The 22,377-nt window shown below is 45.6% G+C and carries 18 protein-coding genes and 1 tRNA gene; 12 read left to right on the top strand and 7 right to left on the bottom strand.

Going from position 1 to position 22,377, the window contains the following annotated elements; genetic code table 11:
• The first annotated feature begins 40 nt into the window (after window positions 1–40).
• The 3 genes from MJ612_RS13900 to MJ612_RS13890 all read left to right on the top strand — a co-directional run bounded on the left by MJ612_RS13900 (window position 41) and on the right by MJ612_RS13890 (window position 4,619).
• On the top strand, window positions 41–1,273 hold the full coding sequence (locus MJ612_RS13900) for a M16 family metallopeptidase (protein WP_187031208.1): 1,233 nt from the start codon (window positions 41–43) through the stop codon (window positions 1,271–1,273).
• A gap of 78 nt (window positions 1,274–1,351) precedes the next feature.
• On the top strand, window positions 1,352–1,996 hold the full coding sequence (locus MJ612_RS13895; RefSeq protein WP_187031210.1) for an O-methyltransferase: 645 nt from the start codon (window positions 1,352–1,354) through the stop codon (window positions 1,994–1,996).
• A gap of 277 nt (window positions 1,997–2,273) precedes the next feature.
• Window positions 2,274–4,619: a LysM peptidoglycan-binding domain-containing protein gene (locus MJ612_RS13890; RefSeq protein WP_187031213.1), complete on the top strand. Its 2,346-nt coding sequence runs from the start codon at window positions 2,274–2,276 to the stop codon at window positions 4,617–4,619.
• 154 nt (window positions 4,620–4,773) lie between these two features.
• Here the strand turns inward: MJ612_RS13890 and MJ612_RS13885 are convergent, their stop codons facing one another.
• Window positions 4,774–6,117 (bottom strand): MFS transporter, encoded by a 1,344-nt coding sequence (locus MJ612_RS13885; protein ID WP_250419193.1) that lies wholly within the window; start codon window positions 6,115–6,117, stop codon window positions 4,774–4,776.
• A 193-nt stretch (window positions 6,118–6,310) separates the two neighbouring features.
• Here MJ612_RS13885 and MJ612_RS13880 point away from each other — a divergent pair, with 193 nt between their 5' ends.
• The 3 genes from MJ612_RS13880 (at window position 6,311) to trxA (ending at window position 11,872) form a co-directional block, all read left to right on the top strand.
• A complete protein-coding gene (locus MJ612_RS13880; RefSeq protein WP_187031215.1) occupies window positions 6,311–7,399 on the top strand; it encodes a mechanosensitive ion channel family protein in 1,089 nt (362 codons plus the stop codon).
• Between the two features lie 226 nt (window positions 7,400–7,625).
• Window positions 7,626–11,249, top strand: a complete 3,624-nt coding sequence (dnaE, locus tag MJ612_RS13875; RefSeq protein ID WP_187031217.1) for a DNA polymerase III subunit alpha — start codon at window positions 7,626–7,628, stop codon at window positions 11,247–11,249.
• Between the two features lie 260 nt (window positions 11,250–11,509).
• Window positions 11,510–11,872, top strand: a complete 363-nt coding sequence (gene trxA, locus MJ612_RS13870) for a thioredoxin (RefSeq protein WP_350410446.1) — start codon at window positions 11,510–11,512, stop codon at window positions 11,870–11,872.
• A 56-nt stretch (window positions 11,873–11,928) separates the two neighbouring features.
• Here the strand turns inward: trxA and MJ612_RS13865 are convergent, their stop codons facing one another.
• Window positions 11,929–12,450 carry a DUF421 domain-containing protein gene (locus MJ612_RS13865; protein ID WP_250419192.1) on the bottom strand — a complete coding sequence of 174 codons (522 nt, stop codon included), beginning with the start codon at window positions 12,448–12,450 and terminating at the stop codon, window positions 11,929–11,931.
• Between the two features lie 42 nt (window positions 12,451–12,492).
• Complete coding sequence (locus MJ612_RS13860; RefSeq protein WP_187031219.1) at window positions 12,493–14,415, bottom strand: hypothetical protein; 1,923 nt, start codon at window positions 14,413–14,415, stop codon at window positions 12,493–12,495.
• Window positions 14,416–14,575: 160 nt separating this feature from the next.
• Between MJ612_RS13860 and MJ612_RS13855 the strand changes: the two genes are divergently transcribed.
• From MJ612_RS13855 to MJ612_RS13845, 3 genes are all read left to right on the top strand, one after another.
• Complete coding sequence (locus tag MJ612_RS13855; protein WP_222619648.1) at window positions 14,576–14,977, top strand: DUF5329 family protein; 402 nt, start codon at window positions 14,576–14,578, stop codon at window positions 14,975–14,977.
• Between the two features lie 92 nt (window positions 14,978–15,069).
• Window positions 15,070–15,435: a SpoIIAA family protein gene (locus MJ612_RS13850; protein ID WP_187031221.1), complete on the top strand. Its 366-nt coding sequence runs from the start codon at window positions 15,070–15,072 to the stop codon at window positions 15,433–15,435.
• Between the two features lie 259 nt (window positions 15,436–15,694).
• The gene (locus MJ612_RS13845; RefSeq protein WP_187031223.1) at window positions 15,695–16,417 is read left to right on the top strand and encodes an OmpA/MotB family protein; all 723 of its coding nucleotides are present in this window, start codon (window positions 15,695–15,697) and stop codon (window positions 16,415–16,417) included.
• Between the two features lie 161 nt (window positions 16,418–16,578).
• Here MJ612_RS13845 and MJ612_RS13840 read toward each other — a convergent pair whose 3' ends face one another.
• Together MJ612_RS13840 and MJ612_RS13835 are read right to left on the bottom strand one after the other, a co-directional pair.
• On the bottom strand, window positions 16,579–17,082 hold the full coding sequence (locus MJ612_RS13840; protein WP_187031225.1) for a hypothetical protein: 504 nt from the start codon (window positions 17,080–17,082) through the stop codon (window positions 16,579–16,581).
• A gap of 400 nt (window positions 17,083–17,482) precedes the next feature.
• Complete coding sequence (locus tag MJ612_RS13835) at window positions 17,483–18,622, bottom strand: cystathionine gamma-synthase (RefSeq protein ID WP_187031227.1); 1,140 nt, start codon at window positions 18,620–18,622, stop codon at window positions 17,483–17,485.
• Window positions 18,623–18,793: 171 nt separating this feature from the next.
• On the opposite strand from MJ612_RS13835, the gene MJ612_RS13830 reads away from it, so the two are divergent.
• The 3 genes from MJ612_RS13830 to MJ612_RS13820 all read left to right on the top strand — a co-directional run bounded on the left by MJ612_RS13830 (window position 18,794) and on the right by MJ612_RS13820 (window position 20,179).
• Complete coding sequence (locus MJ612_RS13830; protein ID WP_187031229.1) at window positions 18,794–19,513, top strand: TVP38/TMEM64 family protein; 720 nt, start codon at window positions 18,794–18,796, stop codon at window positions 19,511–19,513.
• A gap of 69 nt (window positions 19,514–19,582) precedes the next feature.
• Window positions 19,583–19,656: transfer RNA gene (locus tag MJ612_RS13825), tRNA-Arg, on the top strand.
• A gap of 106 nt (window positions 19,657–19,762) precedes the next feature.
• Complete coding sequence (locus MJ612_RS13820; protein ID WP_187031231.1) at window positions 19,763–20,179, top strand: hypothetical protein; 417 nt, start codon at window positions 19,763–19,765, stop codon at window positions 20,177–20,179.
• Window positions 20,180–20,321: 142 nt separating this feature from the next.
• Here MJ612_RS13820 and MJ612_RS13815 read toward each other — a convergent pair whose 3' ends face one another.
• Together MJ612_RS13815 and MJ612_RS13810 are read right to left on the bottom strand one after the other, a co-directional pair.
• Entirely contained in the window at window positions 20,322–21,584 is a 1,263-nt protein-coding gene (locus MJ612_RS13815; RefSeq protein ID WP_187031233.1) for a Y-family DNA polymerase, read from the bottom strand.
• 3 nt (window positions 21,585–21,587) lie between these two features.
• Window positions 21,588–22,043 (bottom strand): LexA family protein, encoded by a 456-nt coding sequence (locus MJ612_RS13810; protein WP_187031235.1) that lies wholly within the window; start codon window positions 22,041–22,043, stop codon window positions 21,588–21,590.
• Between the last annotated feature and the right edge of the window lie 334 nt (window positions 22,044–22,377).

Raw genomic sequence — 22,377 nt, 5'->3', positions numbered from 1 at the left:
CCTCACTTTCCCGTACCTTTGCAGGCTAATTCAGAACTGAATGCTTGATTACCATCTTCATACATTACCAAACGGCATCCGCATCATCCATAAGCAGGTAAGCCACACCAAGATAGCCCACAGCGGGTTTATCATGGATATTGGCAGCCGCGACGAGCTTCCGCAGGAACAAGGGCTGGCCCACTTCTGGGAGCATATGGCTTTTAAAGGAACTGCCAAACGTAAATCTTTTCACATCATTAACAGTCTGGAATCGGTAGGTGGCGAACTGAACGCTTATACTACTAAGGAAAAGATCTGTTTTTATAGTTCGGTGCTGGATAAACACTTTGAGCGCTCTTTTGAGCTGCTGACCGATATTACTTTCCAGTCCATTTTCCCAGAGAAAGAGATAGAGAAAGAGCGTGGCGTAATACTGGAAGAAATGGCCATGTACCTCGATACGCCCGAAGAAGCTATAGTTGATGAGTTTGACAATGTGATATTTAGCGGTCACCCGCTGGGTAATAATATCCTTGGCTCTAAAGAAAGCGTTTCCGGTTTCCAGAAGCAGGATTTCCTAAACTTTATAGAACGTAACCTGAGTACCAACACATTGGCTTTCTGCTCGGTTAGTAACTGGCCATTCGAAAAAGTGGTGAAGCTGGCAGAAAAATACCTGAGCAACATACCAACTATAACCAAGCAACTTAAGCGTAGCCCGTTCCTGAAGTATGAGCCCAAGGCAATAACGCTGGAAAAATCGATTTCGCAGGCCCATTGTGTAATTGGCTGCCCGGCCTATGCCTTGGCTGATGACCGCCGTATTCCGTTCTTTATGCTGGTAAATATTTTGGGTGGCCCGGGGATGAACTCACGCCTGAACCTGGCCGTGCGCGAAAAACATGGACTGGTTTATACCATCGATGCCAATTACTCCACATACATCGACACTGGTCTGTTCTCAATATACTTTGGCACAGAAAAGAAGCAGCTGAAACGCACCACTTCGCTGGTACTGAAGGAGATGAAAAAGCTGCGCGAAAAGCCACTGGGTTCTTTGCAGTTGCACACGGCTAAGGAGCAGCTGATGGGCCAGTTAGCTATGGCTGAGGAAAGCAACATGGGCCTGATGATGATGATGGGCAAAAGTATACTCGACCAGAACAAAGTCGAACCCCTGAACGAGATCTTCGACAAGATCAAAAGTATAAAAGCTGGCGATCTGGTTGACATTGCCAATGACGTGCTCCGCGAAGACCAACTCAGCTTCCTGAACTACGTGCCTAATTAATGGCTGCATTGCTAAATGGTTAAATTGTTAATTCCAAAACCAACAATTTAACCATCCAACCATTTAACAATTAAACAGATGGAATTCATTGACGAAGAACTACAGCAATACGCCGAAGAACATACATCGCCGGAGAGTGAGCTGCTGCGCAAGGTAAACCGGCAGACCCACCTGAGCGTAATGAAGCCGCGCATGCTTTCGGGGCACTTGCAGGGGCGTTTGCTGGCTATGTTCTCGCAGATGATCCAGCCAAAGCAGATTCTGGAAATCGGTACTTACACTGGTTATTCGGCACTTTGCCTGGCAGAAGGCCTGCAACCCGGCGGCACATTGCATACTATTGATATTAACGAAGAACTGGAAGACCGGGTGCGCGGCTATTTTGAAGAAGCCGGCTTGACGCAAAGTATAAAATATTACATTGGAAACGCCCTCGACATCATCCCAACGATAGATGCCACCCTCGACCTGGTTTTTATAGATGCCGATAAAATTAACAACGCTGCTTACTACGACCTGGTAATTGACAAAGTACGGCCGGGTGGTTACATTATTGCTGACAATGTGCTCTGGAGCGGTAAGGTACTGGCAAAGTATAGAAAGAAGCTTGACGAAGACACCGCTGCTTTACTGGCCTTCAACAAAAAGGTGCACGACGATGAACGTGTGGAAAATATCCTGCTGCCGGTGCGGGATGGGTTATTGATTGCCCGGAAGAAGTAAAGCCCAGCACGTAGCAGATTATATCTGGAAATGGTCAGGGAAGTGACAGCTTTTCTGACCATTTCTGCTTTTCAATAGGTTCAATCCAAAATATTATACTTAGCAATTATTTTATATTAAAAACTTAGTCTACAGTTTCATAATGCCAGCCTTTTTGCGTTATTTTTGCAAATGGGTATTTCTATATAGAACAAACTATAACTTAGCCTATTACTCCCGGTTGCCTCAACAGCAACTATAGCCCGAATACCATTAGCCAAAGTATAATTACCTTTTTATGAGACAAATCTCTACCCTTCTTATTTTATTGTTTTTGCCCCTGCTTGTTTGGGCACAGCAAACTGTAACAGTGCCTAAAAATGTATACTTCGCAGATATACATTTAACCATCTCGGATGGCGCCCAACAGGAACTACAGAAAAAAGTAGATGCCCTGCACAAGCACCCGGCCTATTTTCAGGCAAAAGTGGAATTAGCTGATGCTTATTTTCCGCTGATAGACCAGATCTTTAAAGAAGAAGGCGTACCTGTTGACCTGAAATTCCTGTCGTTGCAGGAAAGCGGTTTAATAGGCGATGCTGTTTCGACTTCTAATGCTGTGGGTTACTGGCAGTTTAAGCGCGAAGCCGCTTCTGATTTTAACCTGCGCGTGGATAATGTAATTGATGAGCGCAAGCATATTATGGAAGCCAGCCGTGGCGCCGCCAAGTATTTTAAGCGTAGCAACAACTATTACAATAACTGGTTTAACTCTATACTTTCATATTACCTGGGCTATAGTGGTGCCAAAGCGGAGACAAAAACTTCCGATATCGGTGCTAAAAAAATGGAAATCACAGAGAAGACACATCCTTACCTGCTGACTTTTCTGGCACATAAAATTGCTTATGAAAACTTTGTAGGTAAAACCACCAAACCAGCTATTGCGCTGCGTCCGTTACGCGCTACTCCGGGTCAGAGCCTTGCCGAGATTGCTCTTGATCATAAAGCAGATTTTACGGAGCTTGAGAAGTATAACAGATGGCTATTGGGCAGCACCATTCCTTCGGATAAGGATTATTATGTAATGCTTCCGGTACGTGGCGAAGAGCGCGTGCTGATCGCTTCAAACGAAAATACATCGAAACTACCTGCTACAACCAGCAAGCAAAATTCGAGCAATGCGGCAGCCGTAATGGTAACACGTAATGGCCTTAATGCATTGGTTGCCCGCGCTGGCGATACTAAAGATAAGCTGGCATTACAGGCTGGTATCTCCACCCGTAAATTCCTGAAGTATAACGACCTGCGCAGCTTCGATAACATTGAGGCAGGAGCAGCTTATTACACCGAGAAAAAGCACACAAGTGCTACTGCTGAGTTCCACGTGGTGCAGCCTGGCGAAACGATGCAGATGATCTCACAGCATTATGGTATACAGCTTAAGCAACTGGTATTTAAAAACCGCATGAGCCGTAACGAAGTGCCGGTACCGGGTCGTGTGCTATGGCTACAGAAGCGTCGTCCGTTTACCAAAGAGGTAGAAGTGCGCTCTCTTGACAAACAAACCGCCGCCAAGCAGGAAATGGCCGCCAACGAAGTAAAACCGGTTAGTAAAACCACTGCTGCCAGCCAGAAGTCGAACGAAAACTTCTTTGCCCGTTTCATCAACAGCTTCAAGAAAAATAAAAAGCAGCCTGCGCCAGTTAAAACTGAAACACCTGCTGCAGAAGAAGAACTGATTAAAGTTGATGTAGTGGAAGCTGTGCAAGACATTGAGCCTGTTACCGAAACAGCTGTAGTTGAAGAGCAGCTAGCCCAGCCAGTAGCCCGTGAGGCTATTTACCCGGGTCGTAGAACACCTGCAAAACCTGCTGCAACTACACCTAACCAGGAAACCGCTCCTTCTAAAGAAACTGTTCCGGTTAAGTCTACGCCTGCAGCTACGCCAAAACCACAGGCTACACCTGCTAAAACAGAGACCGTAAAAGAAGTACCGGTTAAGAATGTACCTCAGGAAGAACCTGTTAGCACTACTGAAGCAGCAGCCCCGGCTACAAAATCTGCAAAGCACGTGGTTGCCAAAGGCGAGACACTTTATAGTATCTCTAAAACTTATAATGTAACAGTTGCTGAGCTTACTAAATGGAACAAGTTAACAGAAGGACCACTGAAACTTGGCCAGGAACTGATCATTGCAGAGCCATTAACAGCTACCGAAATACAGGAAGTTGATGTTACTGCAGTTGAAGTTGAAGAAGTACAGGAAGCGAAAGTTGAGTTCCATACGGTAGCAGCTGGCGAAACTCTTTACCAGATCTCCAAGAAGTATAATGTAACGCTCGATGAACTGAAGCAGTGGAACAACCTTAACGAAGGAGTACTTTCTATAGGCCAGCAATTACGTGTAGCAGCTCCTAAAGGCGAACCAGCAGACACAACCAAAGAAACTGCACCGGTTACTGAAGAAGCTCCAACTCAAACATTAACTGCTGATACCTATCACACCGTAGCTGCCGGCGAAAGTATGTACCAGATCTCCCGCAAGTATGGTGTAACTATAAAAGACATCATGGAGTGGAACAAGAAATCTGACTTCAACGTGAAGCCGGGTGAGAAACTCCTGATCAAGAAGAAGAACTAGTAATTCGTTGTTTGTTACTCGTTATCCGGTTCAACAAGCAAGTATATAGTAACTATAAAAGCCAGCGCTATTGCTGGCTTTTATAGTTTATAGGGCTTATATCTGTAGCTTCTGTTCACGCTATTAATGAGTAACGACAGCCATTAACGAGTTTCTATCTCTCTTCAGGCGGCGCTGTTAAGTTTGAGGCCGTTTGCAGGCCGGTAGCTATAGTTGGCACAATACCCAGGCGCTGGTAAATGGGTTCTACCATTTGCCGTAAGCGGCTTAGGTTCAAGGCAAACGGAATTATACTTATGGCGCAAAGCAATCCGCAGCCTGCCAAGGTATAGCTCACCCCAATGATCTCGGCAACTGCACCGGCCAGCATACTTCCGATGGGTGCCATTCCCATAAACGCTGTCGCGTATAGGCTCATCACGCGGCCCCGTTTGTCGTCTTCCACTATAGTTTGCAGCAGCGTATTGCACGAAGCCATCGTCACGATCATCCCGAACCCAGTAAGTAACATCAATAACAACGAAACAACCAGCACTTTAGAGAAAGAGAAGGCAATCAGCGCAAAACCAAAAAGCAGCATAGTAAACACGATCACTTTGCCCAAGCCTACAACTGACTTGCGTTGCGCCAGGAACAAGGCGCCGGCTAATGCACCTACTCCCGAAGCTCCCATCAGGAAACCCAGCGTATTAGCACCACCATGCAGAATATCGCGCGCAAAAACAGGCAGCAGCACACTAAACGGCATCCCAAATAAACTGATCAAACCCACGATAAGTATAAGCGCCTTAATCGGGGCGAAATTGTAACTATAAGCAAAACCTTCCTGCAACGACTGCCATACTTTGTGTTCTTTCTGTTCCCGCACAAAAGGTTTTAGCTGCATCAGCAACAGCGAGGCGATAACAGCAATATAGCTTACCGCATTGATCAGAATACAGACCCCTTCCCCAACGGCCGCAATCAGCAAACCGGCAACGGATGGCCCGACAAGCCGCGCCATATTAAACATAGAGGAATTGAGCGCAATGGCATTGCTGATGTCTTCGCGTTGGTCCACCATCTGTACTACAAAAGCCTGCCGGGTAGCAATATCAAACGCATTTATAGTTCCGAGCAGCGCGCTCAGCGTAAGCACATGCCAGATTTGTATCGTATCGGTAAGCACCAGGGCAGCCAGTGTAGAGGCCTGCAACATTGATAGCGCCTGCGTTACGACCAGCACCTTGCGCCGCTCAAACTTATCGGCAATAACACCGGCAAAAGGTCCAAGTATAAATGAAGGAATCTGGCTGGAGAAGGTAACAGCACCCAACAGGAAGACAGAATCAGTGAGGCGGTACACGAGCCAGCTCAGCGCGATCTGCTGCATCCAGGTACCGATAAGCGAAATACCCTGCCCCACAAAAAAGAGCCTGTAGTTACGGTACCGCAACGCCCTGAACATGCCACCCAAGTTTTTAGATTTATTCTCTGCTCCCATTCTTGTCTGCTGCACCACTTACATATGAACTTAAGCTTACGCGCTCTAGCCTGTCCTGAGTTATAAAATTGTACAATGCGGTTTTATCTATTTTTTACCTGATCAAAATTACACCTAGTAATTTTCGTTAAGAGAAAGTACCATTCAATAATGGTAACCCATACTTTTTAAGCAGGTATAATGTACAGCAAATGAAAATGTATACTTCATGAATGAATTCTTAAATCGCATATACTTTAACAACACTGTTGAAAACTACCTTATTTCTCTTGGAATCATCCTGATAGGGTCTTTAATCATTACTGTTTTTAGGAAATCCGTTCTGTCCAGGATTAAGCGATGGACTGAAAATACCCACACCAAGTTCGACAACTTTGTAGTCAGCAGCTTTGCCCGTTTTGGCATTCCTGTTCTGCATTTTATAGTTATCTACCTCGGGATCAATTACCTGAAGCTTACACCCAGTGCTACAAGGATCGTTACGATAGCCGCAACTGTAGCCATCACGTTCATGATCATCCGGTTCGTAACGTCTACACTGGTGCTGCTGATCCGGTCATACTTTAAAAGGAAGTACCAGGACAAGAGCCACCTGAACGAAATGGGGGCAATAAGCCTCATCATTAACATTGTGGTTTGGGGACTTGGGCTTGGCTTTCTGTTTGATAACATGGGCTATGACCTGACCGCCATCATTGCAGGGTTGGGTATTGGTGGTATAGCCGTGGCACTGGCAGCCCAAAACATCCTAGGTGACCTTTTCAACTACTTTGTTATCTTCCTGGACCGTCCTTTTGAAGTAGGCGATTCCATTGCAGTAGGCGATAAAAACGGTACCATCGAGCACATTGGAGTAAAAACAACGCGCCTCAGAAGCCTTACCGGAGAGCAGCTTATTATCTCAAACAGTGATTTGACAGGGTCCCGTATTCATAACTACAAGCGTCTGGAACAACGCCGGGTAGAGTTTACCCTTGGTGTAGCTTACGAGACTTCAGTGGATAATTTGAAAGCTATTCCGGACCTGCTGAAAAAGATTATAACAGAGCAGAAACAGGTGGCGTTTGATCGTGCTCACTTTTCTACCTACGGCGATTCTTCCCTTGATTTTGTGGTGGTTTACAACGCGCTTACATCGGACTACAACACCCACATGGACATAAAGCAAACAATCAATCTGCGCATTTTCCAGGAGTTTCAGCAGAGGGGCATTGAGTTTGCCTACCCTACCCGCAAGCTTTTTGTGGTAAACGAACAGGTTGATGAGGAAGAAAAAGAAGCCCAGCGGTATAGATAAACCTAGGTTATACTTCAAAACTATTCAGGAGCAGCGGGACTATTTTCGCTGCTTTTTTGTTGGTAAGTGTGTTGGTAAATGAACTGCTTATAGTTTGGGTTGCCACCCGATTTTGCGTAATTTTAACATCCCAAAATGACTCACGAAACAGTTTATACTTTCTTCAAGGAGTCATTCATAATTCTTAATTCATAATTCTTAATTCATAATTCGTAATTCCTCATAAATGCCTGTTTTTTCGCATTTACACACCCATACACAGTACTCGCTGCTCGACGGCCAGGCAAGCATCAGCGCGCTCATGAAAAAAGCGCAGGCCGATGGCATGCCCGCCGTAGCCATGACCGACCACGGAAACATGTTTGCTGCTTTCAACTTCGTGAACGAGGCCAACAAGTATAACGTGAAGCCTATTGTGGGTTGCGAGTTTTACCTGGTAAAAGACCGCCACCTGAAAACTTTTACCAAAGAGCAGAAAGATGTGCGCCACCACCAGTTGCTGCTGGCTAAAGACCAGGAAGGTTACCAGAACCTGGCCAAGCTTTGCTCGCTGTCTTACATTGAGGGTGTATACAGTAAGTGGCCGCGCATTGATAAAGAGTTGCTCTTAAAGTATAGCAAAGGCCTTATTGCGACCAGCTGCTGCATTGGTGCCGAGGTACCGCAGGCTATACTTTGGAAAAGCGAGGAAGAAGCAGAAGAAATATTTAAGTGGTGGCTCGACGTTTTCGGTGAAGACTACTACATCGAAATACAGCGCCACGGCTTGCAGAACATAGACGGTACCGGCAAAAGCCAGGAAGACATTAACCAGGTATTGCTGAAATGGGCGAAGAAGTATAACGTAAAGGTAATCTGCACCAACGATTCTCATTACGTAGACCAGGACGACTGGAATGCACACGACATCCTGCTTTGCGTGAATACCGGTGAGGACCAAAGCACCCCGGTTGGTGACTTCCAGACACGCTACTACCGTTTCCTGACGGATGACCAAAAGGTGATCTATGATACGGTAGATAACGTACGCAATAAGTATAGCAGCAGTGCCAACATCCGCCAGATGCTGCAGCGCATTGACGAGGCTGGCCCGAAAACCCGTTTCGGTTTCCCGAACGACCAGTTCTACTTCAAGACGCAGGCTGAGATGAACGAGCTGTTCAAGGATGTGCCGCAGGCGGTAGATAATACCAACGAGATTGTAGACAAGATAACGCCTCCGGTGCTGAAGCGCGATATCCTGCTGCCAAACTTCCCGATTCCGCCGCAGCACGCCGACGCCGATGATTTTCTGCGCCACCTGACTTACGAGGGAGCTGCTAAACGCTATTCTGAGATAACAGCAGAAGTAACCGAACGCTTGGATTTTGAGCTGCACGTGATCAAGACGATGGGATTTGCCGGTTACTTCCTTATCGTGCAGGACTTCATTAACAAAGGCCGTGATATGGGCGTGTTCGTGGGGCCTGGTCGTGGATCAGCGGCTGGCTCGGCGGTGGCTTATTGCGTCGGCATCACCAACATCGACCCGATAAAGTATAACCTGCTGTTCGAGCGATTCCTGAATCCGGAGCGTGTGTCCATGCCCGATATTGATATTGACTTCGACGACGTCAACCGTCAGCGCGTGATCGACTACGTGGTGGACAAGTATGGTAAAACACAGGTAGCGCAGATCATTACCTTCGGTACCATGGCTGCTAAATCGTCTATTAAAGATGTGGCCCGTTCTACCTCTCTGCCGCTGGCCGAAGCCAACGAACTGGCGAAAATGGTACCTGAAACTCCAGGCACGACATTGGCGAAAGCCTTTATGGAAAACCTGGAGCTGGCTGCCATAAGAGAAGGAAATGATGCCCGTGCTGCCGTACTTAAACTGGCTGAAAAGCTGGAGGGTTCGGTTCGTAACACAGGTATCCACGCGGCCGGTGTGATCATTGCTCCGGACGATATCACCAATTATATCCCCGTCTCGACTTCCAAAGACTCTGACCTGCTGGTAACGCAGTTTGATGGCAAGGTGATTGAGAGTGCGGGCATGCTGAAGATGGACTTCCTTGGTCTGAAGACCTTAACCATCATTAAAGATGCCCTCGAACTCATCAAGAAAAACCACGGTGTAGAAATTAACATAGACACTATTCCGATAGACGACGAAAAGACCTACCAGCTGTACCAGCGCGGTGATACCATTGGTACGTTCCAGTTCGAGTCGGAAGGTATGCGCATGTACTTAAAAGACCTGCAGCCTACCAACATTGAAGATTTGATCGCCATGAACGCCCTTTACCGTCCGGGTCCGATGCAGTTCATCCCGAACTTCATTAACCGTAAGCATGGCAAAGAGGAAGTAGAATACCCGCACGAGCTACTGGAGCCGATCCTGAATTACTCCTACGGGATCATGGTGTACCAGGAGCAGATCATGCAGACGGCCCAGATCCTGGCCGGCTACTCACTGGGTGGTGCCGACTTGCTGCGCCGCGCCATGGGTAAAAAAGACATGAAAAAGATGGCCGAGGAGCGCGAGAAGTTCATTGCCGGAGCTGCAGAAATGCATAAAATCCCGGCAAAGAAGGCTTCGGAGGTTTTCGACGTAATGGAGAAGTTCGCCCAATACGGCTTTAACCGCTCTCACTCCGCTGCTTACTCTGTGGTTGCTTACCAGACAGGTTACCTCAAAGCCCACTACCCTGCCGAGTACATGGCGGCAGTGCTTACCAACAACATGAACGACATCAAAAAGGTGACGTTCTTTATCGAGGAAGCCCGCAAACAGGGTGTACCGGTATTAGGTCCGGACGTGAACGAATCGCTTTTGAAGTTTAACGTGAACGAGCAGGGCCACATTCGTTTTGGTCTGGCTGCCATAAAAGGAACCGGTGAAGCCGCGGTTGATGCCATCATCTCAGAGCGTGAGAAAAACGGCATGTACCAGGATATCTTCGATTTCTCGAAGCGCGTGAACCTGCGCGCGGTGAATAAAAAGACGTTTGAAAGTATGGCTTTGGCCGGAGCTTTCGATTCGTTTGGTTTATACCACCGCGCCCAGTTAATGGATATACCGGAAGGTGAAAACATTAGCTTGCTGGAAAAGGCTGTTCGTTACGGTAACAACTACCAGGCAGAGTTACAGGCTGCACAGCAATCGCTGTTTGGTGGTAGTGCGGCCGTAGCCGCTCCTATGCCGAAGATTCCGGAAGTACAGCAATGGACACAGGCCGAAATGCTGCGCCGCGAGAAAGAAGTAGTAGGTTTCTACATCTCAGGTCACCCATTAGACCAGTTTAAACTGGAAATAGATTCTTACTGTACTTCGGCTTTAGCTGACATTGCCAACCACAAGAACAAGGATATTAACGTGGCCGGCATGGTATCTGAAGTGGTAATTCGTACAGCCAAGAACGGCAACCCGTTTGCGCTGTTCTCTATCGAAGATTATGATTCTACGATGCAGATGGCGCTGTTCGGGGAAGATTACGTGAAGTTCTCGCCTTACCTGAAGACCGGTTTATACTTGTTCATCCGAGGTAAAGTGCAGCTGCGTTACAAAACTGAAGATCAGTGGGAATTGAAACCGATTAACATTCAGCTGCTGGGCGATGTGATGGATAAAATGGCACAGGGTGTTCAGGTAAACATTAATTTGCAACACTTTACACCTAATGTTGCTGAAGCCCTGGAAGAAGCTATAGTTGCCAGCGCCGGCCAAAAACGACTGGAGATTACTTTGCATGTGCCGGATGAAAAACTGGCCCTGCCAACTTATTCCCGCAAGTATAGAATCGATCCGAAGCTGTTCCTGACATCAATTAAGGATCTGGGATTGGGTGAATGTAAGCTGATCTAGTATATTTGAAAATTTGAAGATGAGGAGATTTGAAGAAAATCTTCTCCTCTAAAAGTATAAAAGAAGTATGCTACTGCGGTGGCGTGCTTCTTTTTGTTTCAAGGTCAAAACAATTTCACTACTCGCCTGTTATGGCTTACAATTTATACTTTTAGGCTCTATAGCCGTAGGTATAAGCTGAAAAGTAGAAAACGCGACACCTTGTCAGGCAGGTATAGTTTGGGTTGATATTTGCCGAAGCTATAATTGTTACTATATTTATAACACAGAATTTAACCAACAAAAACGCTAAAGTTATGGCTAACAAAGCAATAGAAATCACAGACGCGAACTTTAATGAGATAATCAATTCAGATAAGCCGGTGCTGGTAGACTTTTGGGCAGAGTGGTGCGGACCGTGCCGCATGGTAGGCCCGATCGTAGAAGAACTGGCCGGCGATTACGAAGGTAAAGCTGTTATCGGTAAAGTAGACGTAGATGCAAACCCACAGACTTCTGCTAAATTCGGTATCCGCAGTATTCCTACGCTTCTGGTTTTCAAGAACGGTGAAGTTGTAGACAAGCAGGTTGGCGCTGTTCCGAAAAACGTACTGGCTCAGAAGCTGGATGCGCAAATGGCGTAAACTAAATGTATAAAGTATAAAAAAAGCCCCTCCTGAAGATTCAGGAGGGGCTTTTTTTATGTGTTCTGCGTATTTTTAGGAACAATACTGATCGCTCCACTACGTTCTAAACATGCCGTCTCGACAGATTTCACATCTGTAACTCCACCTTTTATCCGCATCGCTTCCAACAGGTCGTTTTCGGTAATGCTGTATTTCTGAAGCGCTTTCTTCTGCATCTCTCCATCCTTAATCAGCATAATTGGCTGGCCTTTTATGAGGTTACTTATTGTGCCTGATGAATGATAAGCTAAGGTTGCCAGTCCGCGGTGCAGCAATACCAGAACCAGGGCGGCTATCAGTGTAGGCCAGAAGGGCGCATTACCAGTTATGGCCCGGCTCATAACAGAGCCATAGATAATACCCAGTGCGATATCAAAAATTGAGTGGTTGCCGAATACCCGCTGATTTCCAAGCCGGATGATCAGCAGCGATGCAAAAAAGACCACAATCGCTCTCACCGACATCTGCCACCAAGTGAGTGTTTGCATTAGTGGCTCTGCCTCTATACCTAAAATATGATTAATATACTCTTCCATGTGCTACTGCCAAACGCAACGCACAAGTATAAAGTTATGCTCTTACTGGCATTCGCAAAGTTTCGCATCAATGCTGCAGAGGGTGGTATAATTCAGCTTCGCTTCCTCCATAAGGCGCTGTAGCTGTTTGGTATAATCCTGTACTTTTTGCAGCTGCACCATTTCGGGTTCCTGTTTGGTATGAGCATCCAGTGCTTTTATTGAAGCAGCAAAGGCATCGCTTTTCTCAGCTATACGGGCATAATAACTATCCATACCATTTTCAGAAGTAGCAACCGCCGTGGCTTGCAGGTTATTCTCGAAGCACAGTTGCCAGCGCAAATAGGTAAATACTTGTTGTTCGGCATCGTTGCGCAACATTGTCATGGCATGCACGGCTTCGCGTAACTTATAGCTTTCGTAGCGTTTATTGTAGGCTGTTACGGCATCACGTACTTTATCGCGGCAGCTGAGGCAGTTGCTGGCATTTGCTTTATCCTGCAGGCCATTGCGTACTGCCAGTGTTTCATCTGAAGCCGGTGTGTCGTTCAGCTTCTTAATTTCTTTTTCAAATACTGCAGTATACTGCTGCTCTTCCAGTTTTGCCTTCAGCCGAACTATAGCTTCCCCTTCTACTGACGCTGATAGCAGGTCCGGGCGCGGCAGTTCTACGGCATAAAGTTTAGCTAAAGCAGTTTCGCGTTTTTCAGGAGTATTATAGTTTGTAGGATCATTCTCAAGATCGCGCAATGTGTTTACCAGCAGTTTTCCGCTCTTCAGGTTATGGTCTGCTTCTAAATAAAGATCTGCGTTGGTAAGTATAGACAGGTATTCCTGCTTAAAGATGTTCTTATAAGTACTGTTTGTTTTAAATTCCTGCTCACGGGAATCCAGTGTAGTTTTCAGGCGCTTATACTCCTGTATAATGGCAAACAGGTTTTTGGCATTAATTTCGGGGCTGTTGTTGCGATAGTTTAACCTGTAAATGTTCAGGTGCTGCTTCATTTCGGCAAACACTCTTAAAAATTCTACAAACAGTTTTTCCTGGCGGTAGGTCTCGTCGTTTACAAGTTGCTGCTCGTAGGCTGTCTGTATTTTTTGCTTGCGCTTCTCTATCAGGTCCAGAGTTACTTCGTCGCCGGTCAGCACATCCATTTTGTACAACGACTTATAGTTGGCCACTACCATATAAGGATAGTCCTTATAGTTGGTCATCTCCTCCAGCATACGACGCTCCAGCTTGTTCGGGTTTTTTGCCAGGTAATCTGCTAACCGGGCAGACTTTATAGTTACCGTTTTAATTTCGCCGGGCACAAACACATATACTTTAACGGAGTGCAGGCGCGTGTCAAAATCCTGGCCTTCGTACAATCTTATAGTTGAACTGAAGCGGTATTCACGTTTACGCGTGCGTGTGCTGAGCAAATTACCAAACTCCCCTACCAGTGAAAGCACTGCCCCCGTTGGCGTTGTAATCTTAGATAAGTTAACCAGTTGATTAGCCACTAAATTAAATACCTGGTCGCCCTCATCGTTGGTTATGGCTTTGGCATTTATGGTGGCGTCAATGTTATGCTGGGTAGAAGACAACGGCATTTTATCGATGATGCGCACTACTTCTAGGTTGTCGCTTACCTGCGTTTTATAGTTGTCTTTTTCCTGGTCTACATAAAAATTATAAAGCGGGTATACGATCTCGTCGTTACCGAAGAGCTTCATGTTCTTCAGCTGCGCCGTTATAAAAAGGTACTCCAGTTTATTGCGGTAACGCTTCTTCGGTTTTTTTACGCCACTTTCCAGCTCATTTAGCACACGCGTAAACTTGCTGCCGTTAAACAAATAAATGTCAGTAGAGAGATATTGCCACTCATCCGAGAACTCAAATTTATCGGTGTAACTATAGCCCAGCCTGGTTTCGATGTTCTTCTGTGCAAACACCGGTACACTCAGCAACAATAAAAAAAAGGCAAGTATAAAATTTCTCATGTATCAGTACTTATCTGTGGCAGGGTTTGCGTATACACCCCTGTAAGCACATAGCATAAAGTATAGCCAACATAACGCTTACACCTATACTATAGTGCTTTAAAATTGCTAATAAAATCTTAAGCATCACAGACCAAAGCTGTAAAACAAACTACAAAATATGATGAAAACATTAACACTAATTGCATTATTTATACTTTGCCTTGTAGCAGTACAACCCGTCTTGGCACAACAGGACAGCCTATCTAAAAATACTGTTGCTGCTACTACCAAAACCTATTCCGAATCCGAAAAGATAACTTACCTGATCCAGTGTATCCGTACCATGAAGGGAGCCACATTTATCAGGAACGGGAGTGAACACTCCTGCCAGGAAGCAGCCGACCACCTGAAAGCAAAATGGGAGAAGCATGCCAGCAAAATTAAATCAGCCGAAGACTTTATTACACATCTGGCCAGCAAGTCATCATCAAGTGGTGAGGCTTATAAAATCCGCTACCCGGACGGCCGCGAAGAACCAACCGCTGAGGTACTGTATCAGGCGCTCGAACAATTAAAGTAAAAACATCGCGTTAATCTCATATAAGATTAGATTAATATTTACTAACGTGTACCTGTTGGTTGCGTAAACTGCTTTATATAATGTCAACTTCCATGCTACAACTCTTAGAAGAATCTAAAGGTGATCTGGTGGCTTTCCGGATATCTGGCCATGTAGATAAAAACGATTACGATGTAATGCTGCCAATTCTTGAAGAAAAGATAAAACAGTACGGCAAAATAAATGTGTACGCCGAAATGCAGGAAGTGGAAGATTTTACTTTACAGGCGCTGTGGGAGGATTTGAAATTCGATTTCAGACATGCGGCAGACTTTCATAAAGCCGCCTTGGTAGGCGAACAAAAGTGGCTGGATTGGCTAACTATTGCAGCATCGCCGTTTACTACTGCCAAAGTAAAGCACTTTACGCTAGAGCAACGCCAGCAGGCCCTTGACTGGATACAGACTCCTGAAGCTTAGCTTTAACTTATACTTTAAAAGCAGCGGGGCTATACTTACACAAGTATAGCCCCGCTGCTTTTATTCATGATAGTTTGGCTTATACTTAACTACCAAACAATTACATTTAATATCCAATTGTCACAATATTACACCAGATTTATATTTAAAATCAGGTGTTTAGTTAATTTACCTTTGGTTTAGAACCTGTTTTTTACATCTTTGCAGGTATACAGTTTTATTTTTTTACGATCTATAAACCATAATTAAAGTAAAACCCATGAAATTTAACTTTGTAAAAGCATCCTTCTCAGTATTGGTTTGCACTACTATGCTGGCATCTTGTGTATCTTCCAAGAAGTACGAAGACCTGAAAGCAAGCAATGAAGCATTACAAGCTGAACAGGCTGCCTCTAAACAAAAAGTAGATGAACTTACTGCCAGCCTGAAAGAGCGTGAGCAAAAGCTTGCTGATATGGAGCGTTCTATGAACGAGCAGCAGAAGACATTAGATAACCTGAAAAATGAAGTAAACACTGCGCTTCAGGGCTTTAACCAGGGCGACCTGAGCGTTGATGTAAGAGACGGTAAAGTATACGTTTCTATGTCTGATAAACTGCTTTTTGCAACCGGTAGTACTAAAGTAAACGCTGGTGGCCAGAAAGCACTTGACCAACTGGTATCTGTTCTGAAGAAGAATAATGAAGTTGGTGTAATGGTAGAAGGCCACACAGATGATGTTGAAGTTCTGCCAGGCACTAAAAAAATAGCTGACAACTGGGATCTAAGCGTGCTGCGTGCAACTGAGATTACGCGTCTGTTAACGCAGAAAGGCTTGTCTCCTGACAGAGTAACTCCTGCCGGCCGTGCTTACTACCAGCCAGCTGATACAGGACGTACTGCTACTGCTAAAGCAAAGAACCGTCGTACTGAGATCATCTTAACTCCTGACCTGACTGAAGTTTATAAGGTGCTGGGTATTGATGCACAGGCTAAAAAGTAGACATTAGATATTAGTAGTCAGATATTAGTCTACAGATAATAAAGAAGCTGCCAGCTTTATAGTTGGCAGCCTTTTTTATGGGCCAGTGATTAAAGGAATTTTTAGGATTACATAGCTATCTATACTTATAGTTCAGACAATTAACATCCGTGCATCAACAATCAAGCTTTCTGATGTTTAGCTATAGTTATGGCATCAAATAATTCATCGGCCTGCTGTGAGCCAATAAGCAATGGCTTTTTGTTGTAGAAGTATAGCTTCACCCCTTTGTTGCCATACACATTGTAGGCCTTTCCGTTAAATGTCCACCGGATTCCCCAGCCACCATACTCCATGATCGGGTTATAAGTAACTTTTTTATAATCCCGGAGCTCGTGCAGTTTTATAGTTACCGGTTTTAAATGGAATGGCCAGAAATGTATCCGCAGTTCTCCCGGTACCACCTCCGTCGTCAGCGACATTCTGTAAAAGAAGAACGGCAACCCCACTCCTATTAAGCCTGCCAATATAGCCAGTTGTATATCTGATGCTGGCCTGTTTCCAAACTCTCCTCCAAGTATAACCTGGTATATAAATCCTGCCCAGAACATACCAGCTACTCCAAGTATAACTACCCACAGCCATACCTGCCTGAACCGTTGCCGCTCCCTGAAAAGGACTTCCATAGTTTATGAGTTTAGGAGTTTGTGAGTTTAAGAGTTAATGAAAGATAAGGAATTTAGAGTTATAGTTCCAGTTAGACCTGGCAGTGTGCGCAGCTCCTGCTAGCGTCCGACTGGAACGCTGAACAACAGCTATAAAAACTACAACCGCAATTGTAGTAAAGCTCCAAAAACTCCCCGCCTTAGACAAGGAGGGGTTGGGGGTGGTTGGAAGCGGTAACTATAAAACAATAAGTCAGACACTAGCAGGAGCTGCGCACACTGCCAGGTCTAAAATCCTGTTCATCCACTAAACCTGAAAATCCTGATTCAGACAAATAAAAAAGCCGTCAACTATAAAGCTGACGGCTCTTGTAACTATAAATAAGTCTAGCGTCTAAAATCTAATATCTAACGCCTAAACTTATCCTATCGCCTGCTCCAGGTCCGCAATCAGGTCTTCAGCATCTTCTACGCCAACGCTTAGTCTGATCAGTGAGTCGCTAAGGCCGGCTTTCATGCGCTCTTCTCTTGGTATACTGGCGTGGGTCATCGTAGCCGGGTGGCCGCAAAGCGATTCCACACCGCCCAGCGATTCTGCCAAAGCAAAGAATTTAAAACGCTCCAGTACGCGGGTAGCATCTTCTACCTTATCGCCTTTCAGCACAAACGAGATCATACCACCAAAGTCATTCATCTGCTCTTTAGCTACGTTGTGGTTGTTATGGTCTTCAAAGCCAGGCCAGAAAACTTTCTCTACTTTCGGGTGATTCTTCAGGTATTCGGCAATTTTACGGCCGTTCTGGCAATGGCGCTCCATGCGCAGGTGCAGCGTTTTTAAGCCGCGTAGCAGCAGGAAGCAGTCCTGCGGGCCCGGTGTGCCGCCACAGGCATTCTGTATAAACGCCAGACGTTCATGCAGCTCATCATTTTTAACTATAAGCGCGCCCATTACTACATCCGAGTGGCCGCCCATATACTTGGTAAGCGAGTGCATCACAATGTCAGCGCCTAAATCCAGTGGGGTTTGCAGGTATGGCGTGGCAAAAGTGTTATCAGCAACCAGTAGCAGGTTATGCTTCTTTGCAATTTCAGCACAGCCTTTAATATCAATAATGTTCAGCAGCGGGTTAGTTGGTGTCTCAACCCAGATCATTTTTGTGTTCTCATTTACCAGCGCCTCTACCTTGCTCAGGTCCGCCATGTTGGTAAAGTGGAACTTGATGCCATAGTTCTGGAAGATCTTCGTAAAAATGCGGTAGCTGCCACCGTACAAATCATTCGTCGAGATCACCTCATCGCCGGGAGATAATAGTTTTATAACCGCATCAATAGCAGCCATACCTGAAGCAAAGCACAAACCATGTTTACCGTTCTCTAAGGCTGCTAATGCGTTCTGTAGTTGCGTGCGGGTTGGGTTATGCGTACGTGAGTACTCGTAGCCTTTGTGGTCGCCGGGCGAGCGCTGCACGTAGGTTGATGTCTGGTAAATGGGCGTCATGATGGCGCCTGTGGTTGGGTCTGGTTCTACACCAGCATGTATAGCTTTTGTTCCGAATTTCATGTGTTATAGTTTAAAGTATAAACGATACGGTGCAAGTTAGTAAAATAAGCAGGATTGATAAAAGCAGTGCCGGGCTATAGTTGTTTAGGTGGGGTTATACTTTGTTGTTAGCTAAAATCTTTTCTCCTTTGTCATTCGTCTAATGCTAATATTACCAAACCCCGTAAGCTGATGAAGCTGATACCACTGCTGAAAAACCTTGTCCGCGAAAATGCATCTACGTTCGTATCGATGCTGTTGTTGGTGGTGGTGCCTGTTACGGTAAGCTCTACGGTGGCGGTTTACCTGTACCAGTACCAGGACATTTTCCGGGACCTTACGCTCTGGCAGCTGCTTTTATACTTTGTAGTGATTTCGGTAACGATGGCTCTGGCCCTTACTCCTACTACTTTTGTGGCACTGGTAAGCGGGTTTTACCTTGGCTGGCAGGGATTTCCGGGGGTGGTAGTGGCGTATGGCATCGCGGCGTTGGTAGGTTATAGTTTGGCCCGGCTCATAGACCATGGTAAGATGATGAGCTTTCTGAACCGTTTTGAGAAAGCCCGTAACCTGATGCAGGAGCTGCGCAACCAAAGCTGGAGCCTCATCTTCCTGACACGTATTTCGCCGGTGCTGCCTTTTGCTCTGATGAATTTTGTACTGTCGTTGTTGCAGGTGAGCCGCACCCGTTTTTTTGTGGCAAGTATAGTTGGGATGCTTCCTCGCACGCTTTTCTTTTATTGGATAGGCACCCAAGCCCGCGATATCATTTCTTTATTACAAAACCCCGACAGTGGCCGTACCGGTCAGTTGCTCATGATAGGCCTGATAATCATTTCGATAGGTGGTTTATACTTTGTTTTTGACCGCGCTCTGAAGAAAGCTTTGAAGAACGCAAGCGTTAAAAATTAAAAAAATGTGCGAATAGGGGTTGCGTTGTAAGAAAAATTGGCGTTACTTTGCATCACCATAACGGAAAATGGTCACGTAGCTCAACTGGATAGAGCATCTGACTACGAATCAGAAGGTTAGGGGTTCGACTCCCTTCGCGACCACCGAAAAAAGCCTGTTTACAAAAGTAGACAGGCTTTTTTGTTATTTACGAACAATAGGTAGAATTAACTATATTAAGAACTATTCTTATAATTTGTTAAAAGTGCTATGAAGCAATTAATCCTACTTTGTCTTTTTATAGTTAGTATTCTGCTAGTGGCCTGCGATAAAAAAGACTCATTGCCACCACTAACAGATAAAGAAATGCTTGTCGGCCATTGGGAGCGAGACTATTTCAGATGGGAAGTATATGATAAGAATGGAGCATTTAGCTACGAAGGAGGCCCCTTTGATACCGAGTTCACTATGATATATACAGAAGGTGAGTACACTTTAAGTAGCCTAGGACATATTGAAAGAGGTACATATGATTTTATAGTTGATCAAGACACCCGTTACTTACAATTAGAAGCAGTAACAGATATTTTGAGCAGGACATATTATATTGATAGTATTTCACGGTCAAACCTTGATATTCATTATCGAATAGATAAATATATATGGGACTGGAGAACCTATTTATGATGAGTATACTATGTACTATGAGTTTTATAAGAAGCGAAGATAAATAGGCCCTATGTCTATTGGTGAATTGATAGCTGTTGGTTTATACTAAATCCATCAAAGACTAATAATCTGAACAATACAACTAAGAGCAATAAACTTTCTACCCTACTCGCAGCACTTTCTCCACATCCGTAGTATAGCACGCCGAGATATGCTCTTCTTTTAGCTGCCATTTTTTGCCGGTGCCCTGCACACCATACTTTACGAACTTGTTGCCATATTTTTCGCGCAGGTCGTCGAGCACGTGCATTAGTTTGGTGTCGCGTTCAGTGTTGTGGCTGCTTAGCAACGAGAGTTGCACCTGGTTGGCCGGCACTATGTCGGAAACTATAACGCCTGCTTTTTTATACTGCAGGCCGGGGCGGTACATTTGTTTCAGGGCTTTGGTGGCGTGGTGGAGCAGTTCCAGTTCGCTGCTGGTGGGGCTGTCGAGTTTTACAGTTCGGCTATAGTAGTAATGCTGCTCGGTAAAGCGGTTCGTCATCAAAAACACGTTCATCACGCCGGCACATGATTTCTGTTTGCGCAGTTTCATAGCACAGCGCACCGTATGGGTGGAGAGGGCTTCTTCCAGGTCGGTGAGTTCAGTTAATGTTTCGCCAAAGCTGCGGGAGGTGCAGATGTTCTGCTTGGCAGGCGGCATGTGCTCCAGTTCCATACACGATTCGCCACGCAGTTCTTTTACCGTGCGCAGGCCTACTATAGTCAGGTGCTTTTTAGCGAAGGCATTGGTTACGTTGCGTAGGTCCCAGGCGGTGTGTATGCCTAAGGTAGCCAGTTTGTTGGCATAGCGCCGGCCAATGCCCCACACATCGCCAGCTTCGGTTCGTTTTAAGGCAGCTTCAATATGCCGCTCATCCGTAAGCACTAGCACGCCATTTGCCTTTGAAGATTTTTTAGAAATGCGGTTTGCTACTTTTGCCAGAGTTTTGGTAGTGGCCACGCCCACGGCAACGGGTATGCCTGTCCATTGCTTCACGGTCTCTTTTATGGTTCGGGCGTAACTTTGCAGGTCTACTTTATAAAAATCACCCAGGTCCAGGAAGCTTTCATCTATAGAGTATACTTCCAGGTTCGGGGTAAACTGCTGCAACGTCTCCACTACTCTCCGCGACATATCGCCATATAGCTCGTAGTTAGAACTGAACACGGCTACGCCATCCTGCTCGAGCTGCGGACGCGCCTGGAAATATGGCGTACCCATTTTTATACCTAAGGCTTTGGCTTCGTTGCTGAGCGCTATAATGCAGCCGTCGTTGTTCGAGAGCACTACTACCGGCTTACCTTCCAGGGCAGGATTAAACACGCGCTCGCAGCTCGCATAAAAGTTGTTACAGTCCACTATAGCAAACAGCGACGTCATAGCTTACTTAAACTTTTTGATCACACCTACCACTACACCCCAAATCTGTCCGCCATCGGGTCTGTCTATTTTTATGGTTTTATAGTTGAGGTTTTCGGCCTGCAGGTAAGCACCCTCTTTGCTGAGCAACAGTCGCTTAATCGTAAACTCCCCGTCTACAAAGGCCAGTACAATTTTGCCACTGGTTGCCTTCATAGATCGGTCTATCACGGCCAGGTCGCCGGGCTCTATGTGCGCTCCTATCATCGAGTCGCCTTCTACACGTGCCAGAAAAGTAGCGGTTGGGTTTTCGGCAATGTACCTGTTCAGATCTATCGGGTCGGCAGAGTAGTCGGCCGCCGGACTCGGGAAACCTGCCCGCACGGTAGCTCCAAACAATAGTAATTTTTCATCAGTCTCTTCTGCGATGCTGTACAGCCCCGGCTGCCACTGGCTTATAGGTATAACTTTAGCTTCCATATGCTTCTACTTTACGAACAAAATTAGCAAAAGCTATATATAAAGCTAAAATATTTAGCATTATTAATAAGATTGTGTTACTAAGCGTGTAGTTGTAAGGTGGTTATAATTCTATAGTCACTGTTATCTCCCCAGCTCCTGCTTGTCTAAGGTGAGGAGTCTTCTGACTTTGCTATAGTTGCAGCTATAGTTCTATAGTTGCCGTTTTAACACCCCTGTGACCTGCGGTCGCAAGTTTCGAACTCCCGTTCTCACTTGTCCTCAAGGGGACAGTTCTGCTATTACCAATTCAAGAGCTAAAGTTCTATAGTTACAGACCCTAATCGGACAGGTC

Origin of the sequence: Pontibacter deserti, assembly GCF_023630255.1 — a bacterium.
Classification (GTDB): Bacteria; Bacteroidota; Bacteroidia; order Cytophagales; family Hymenobacteraceae; genus Pontibacter; species Pontibacter deserti.
The sequence above is the reverse complement of the archived record's forward strand: the minus strand, read 5'-3'. Positions and strand labels throughout refer to the sequence as shown.

Bases quoted from the DNA above. Each gene is read 5' to 3' on its own strand.
- MJ612_RS13890 (WP_187031213.1), top strand. From the start codon at position 2,274: ATGAGACAAATCTCTACCCTTCTTATTTTATTGTTTTTGCCCCTGCTT.
- MJ612_RS13895 (WP_187031210.1), top strand. From the start codon at position 1,352: ATGGAATTCATTGACGAAGAACTACAGCAATACGCCGAAGAACATACA.
- dnaE (WP_187031217.1), top strand. From the start codon at position 7,626: ATGCCTGTTTTTTCGCATTTACACACCCATACACAGTACTCGCTGCTC.
- MJ612_RS13865 (WP_250419192.1), bottom strand. From the start codon at position 12,450: ATGGAAGAGTATATTAATCATATTTTAGGTATAGAGGCAGAGCCACTA.
- MJ612_RS13830 (WP_187031229.1), top strand. From the start codon at position 18,794: ATGAAGCTGATACCACTGCTGAAAAACCTTGTCCGCGAAAATGCATCT.
- MJ612_RS13860 (WP_187031219.1), bottom strand. From the start codon at position 14,415: ATGAGAAATTTTATACTTGCCTTTTTTTTATTGTTGCTGAGTGTACCG.
- MJ612_RS13835 (WP_187031227.1), bottom strand. From the start codon at position 18,622: ATGAAATTCGGAACAAAAGCTATACATGCTGGTGTAGAACCAGACCCA.
- MJ612_RS13855 (WP_222619648.1), top strand. From the start codon at position 14,576: ATGATGAAAACATTAACACTAATTGCATTATTTATACTTTGCCTTGTA.
- MJ612_RS13820 (WP_187031231.1), top strand. From the start codon at position 19,763: ATGAAGCAATTAATCCTACTTTGTCTTTTTATAGTTAGTATTCTGCTA.
- MJ612_RS13880 (WP_187031215.1), top strand. From the start codon at position 6,311: ATGAATGAATTCTTAAATCGCATATACTTTAACAACACTGTTGAAAAC.
- MJ612_RS13850 (WP_187031221.1), top strand. From the start codon at position 15,070: ATGCTACAACTCTTAGAAGAATCTAAAGGTGATCTGGTGGCTTTCCGG.
- MJ612_RS13840 (WP_187031225.1), bottom strand. From the start codon at position 17,082: ATGGAAGTCCTTTTCAGGGAGCGGCAACGGTTCAGGCAGGTATGGCTG.
- MJ612_RS13810 (WP_187031235.1), bottom strand. From the start codon at position 22,043: ATGGAAGCTAAAGTTATACCTATAAGCCAGTGGCAGCCGGGGCTGTAC.
- MJ612_RS13845 (WP_187031223.1), top strand. From the start codon at position 15,695: ATGAAATTTAACTTTGTAAAAGCATCCTTCTCAGTATTGGTTTGCACT.
- MJ612_RS13815 (WP_187031233.1), bottom strand. From the start codon at position 21,584: ATGACGTCGCTGTTTGCTATAGTGGACTGTAACAACTTTTATGCGAGC.
- MJ612_RS13900 (WP_187031208.1), top strand. From the start codon at position 41: ATGCTTGATTACCATCTTCATACATTACCAAACGGCATCCGCATCATC.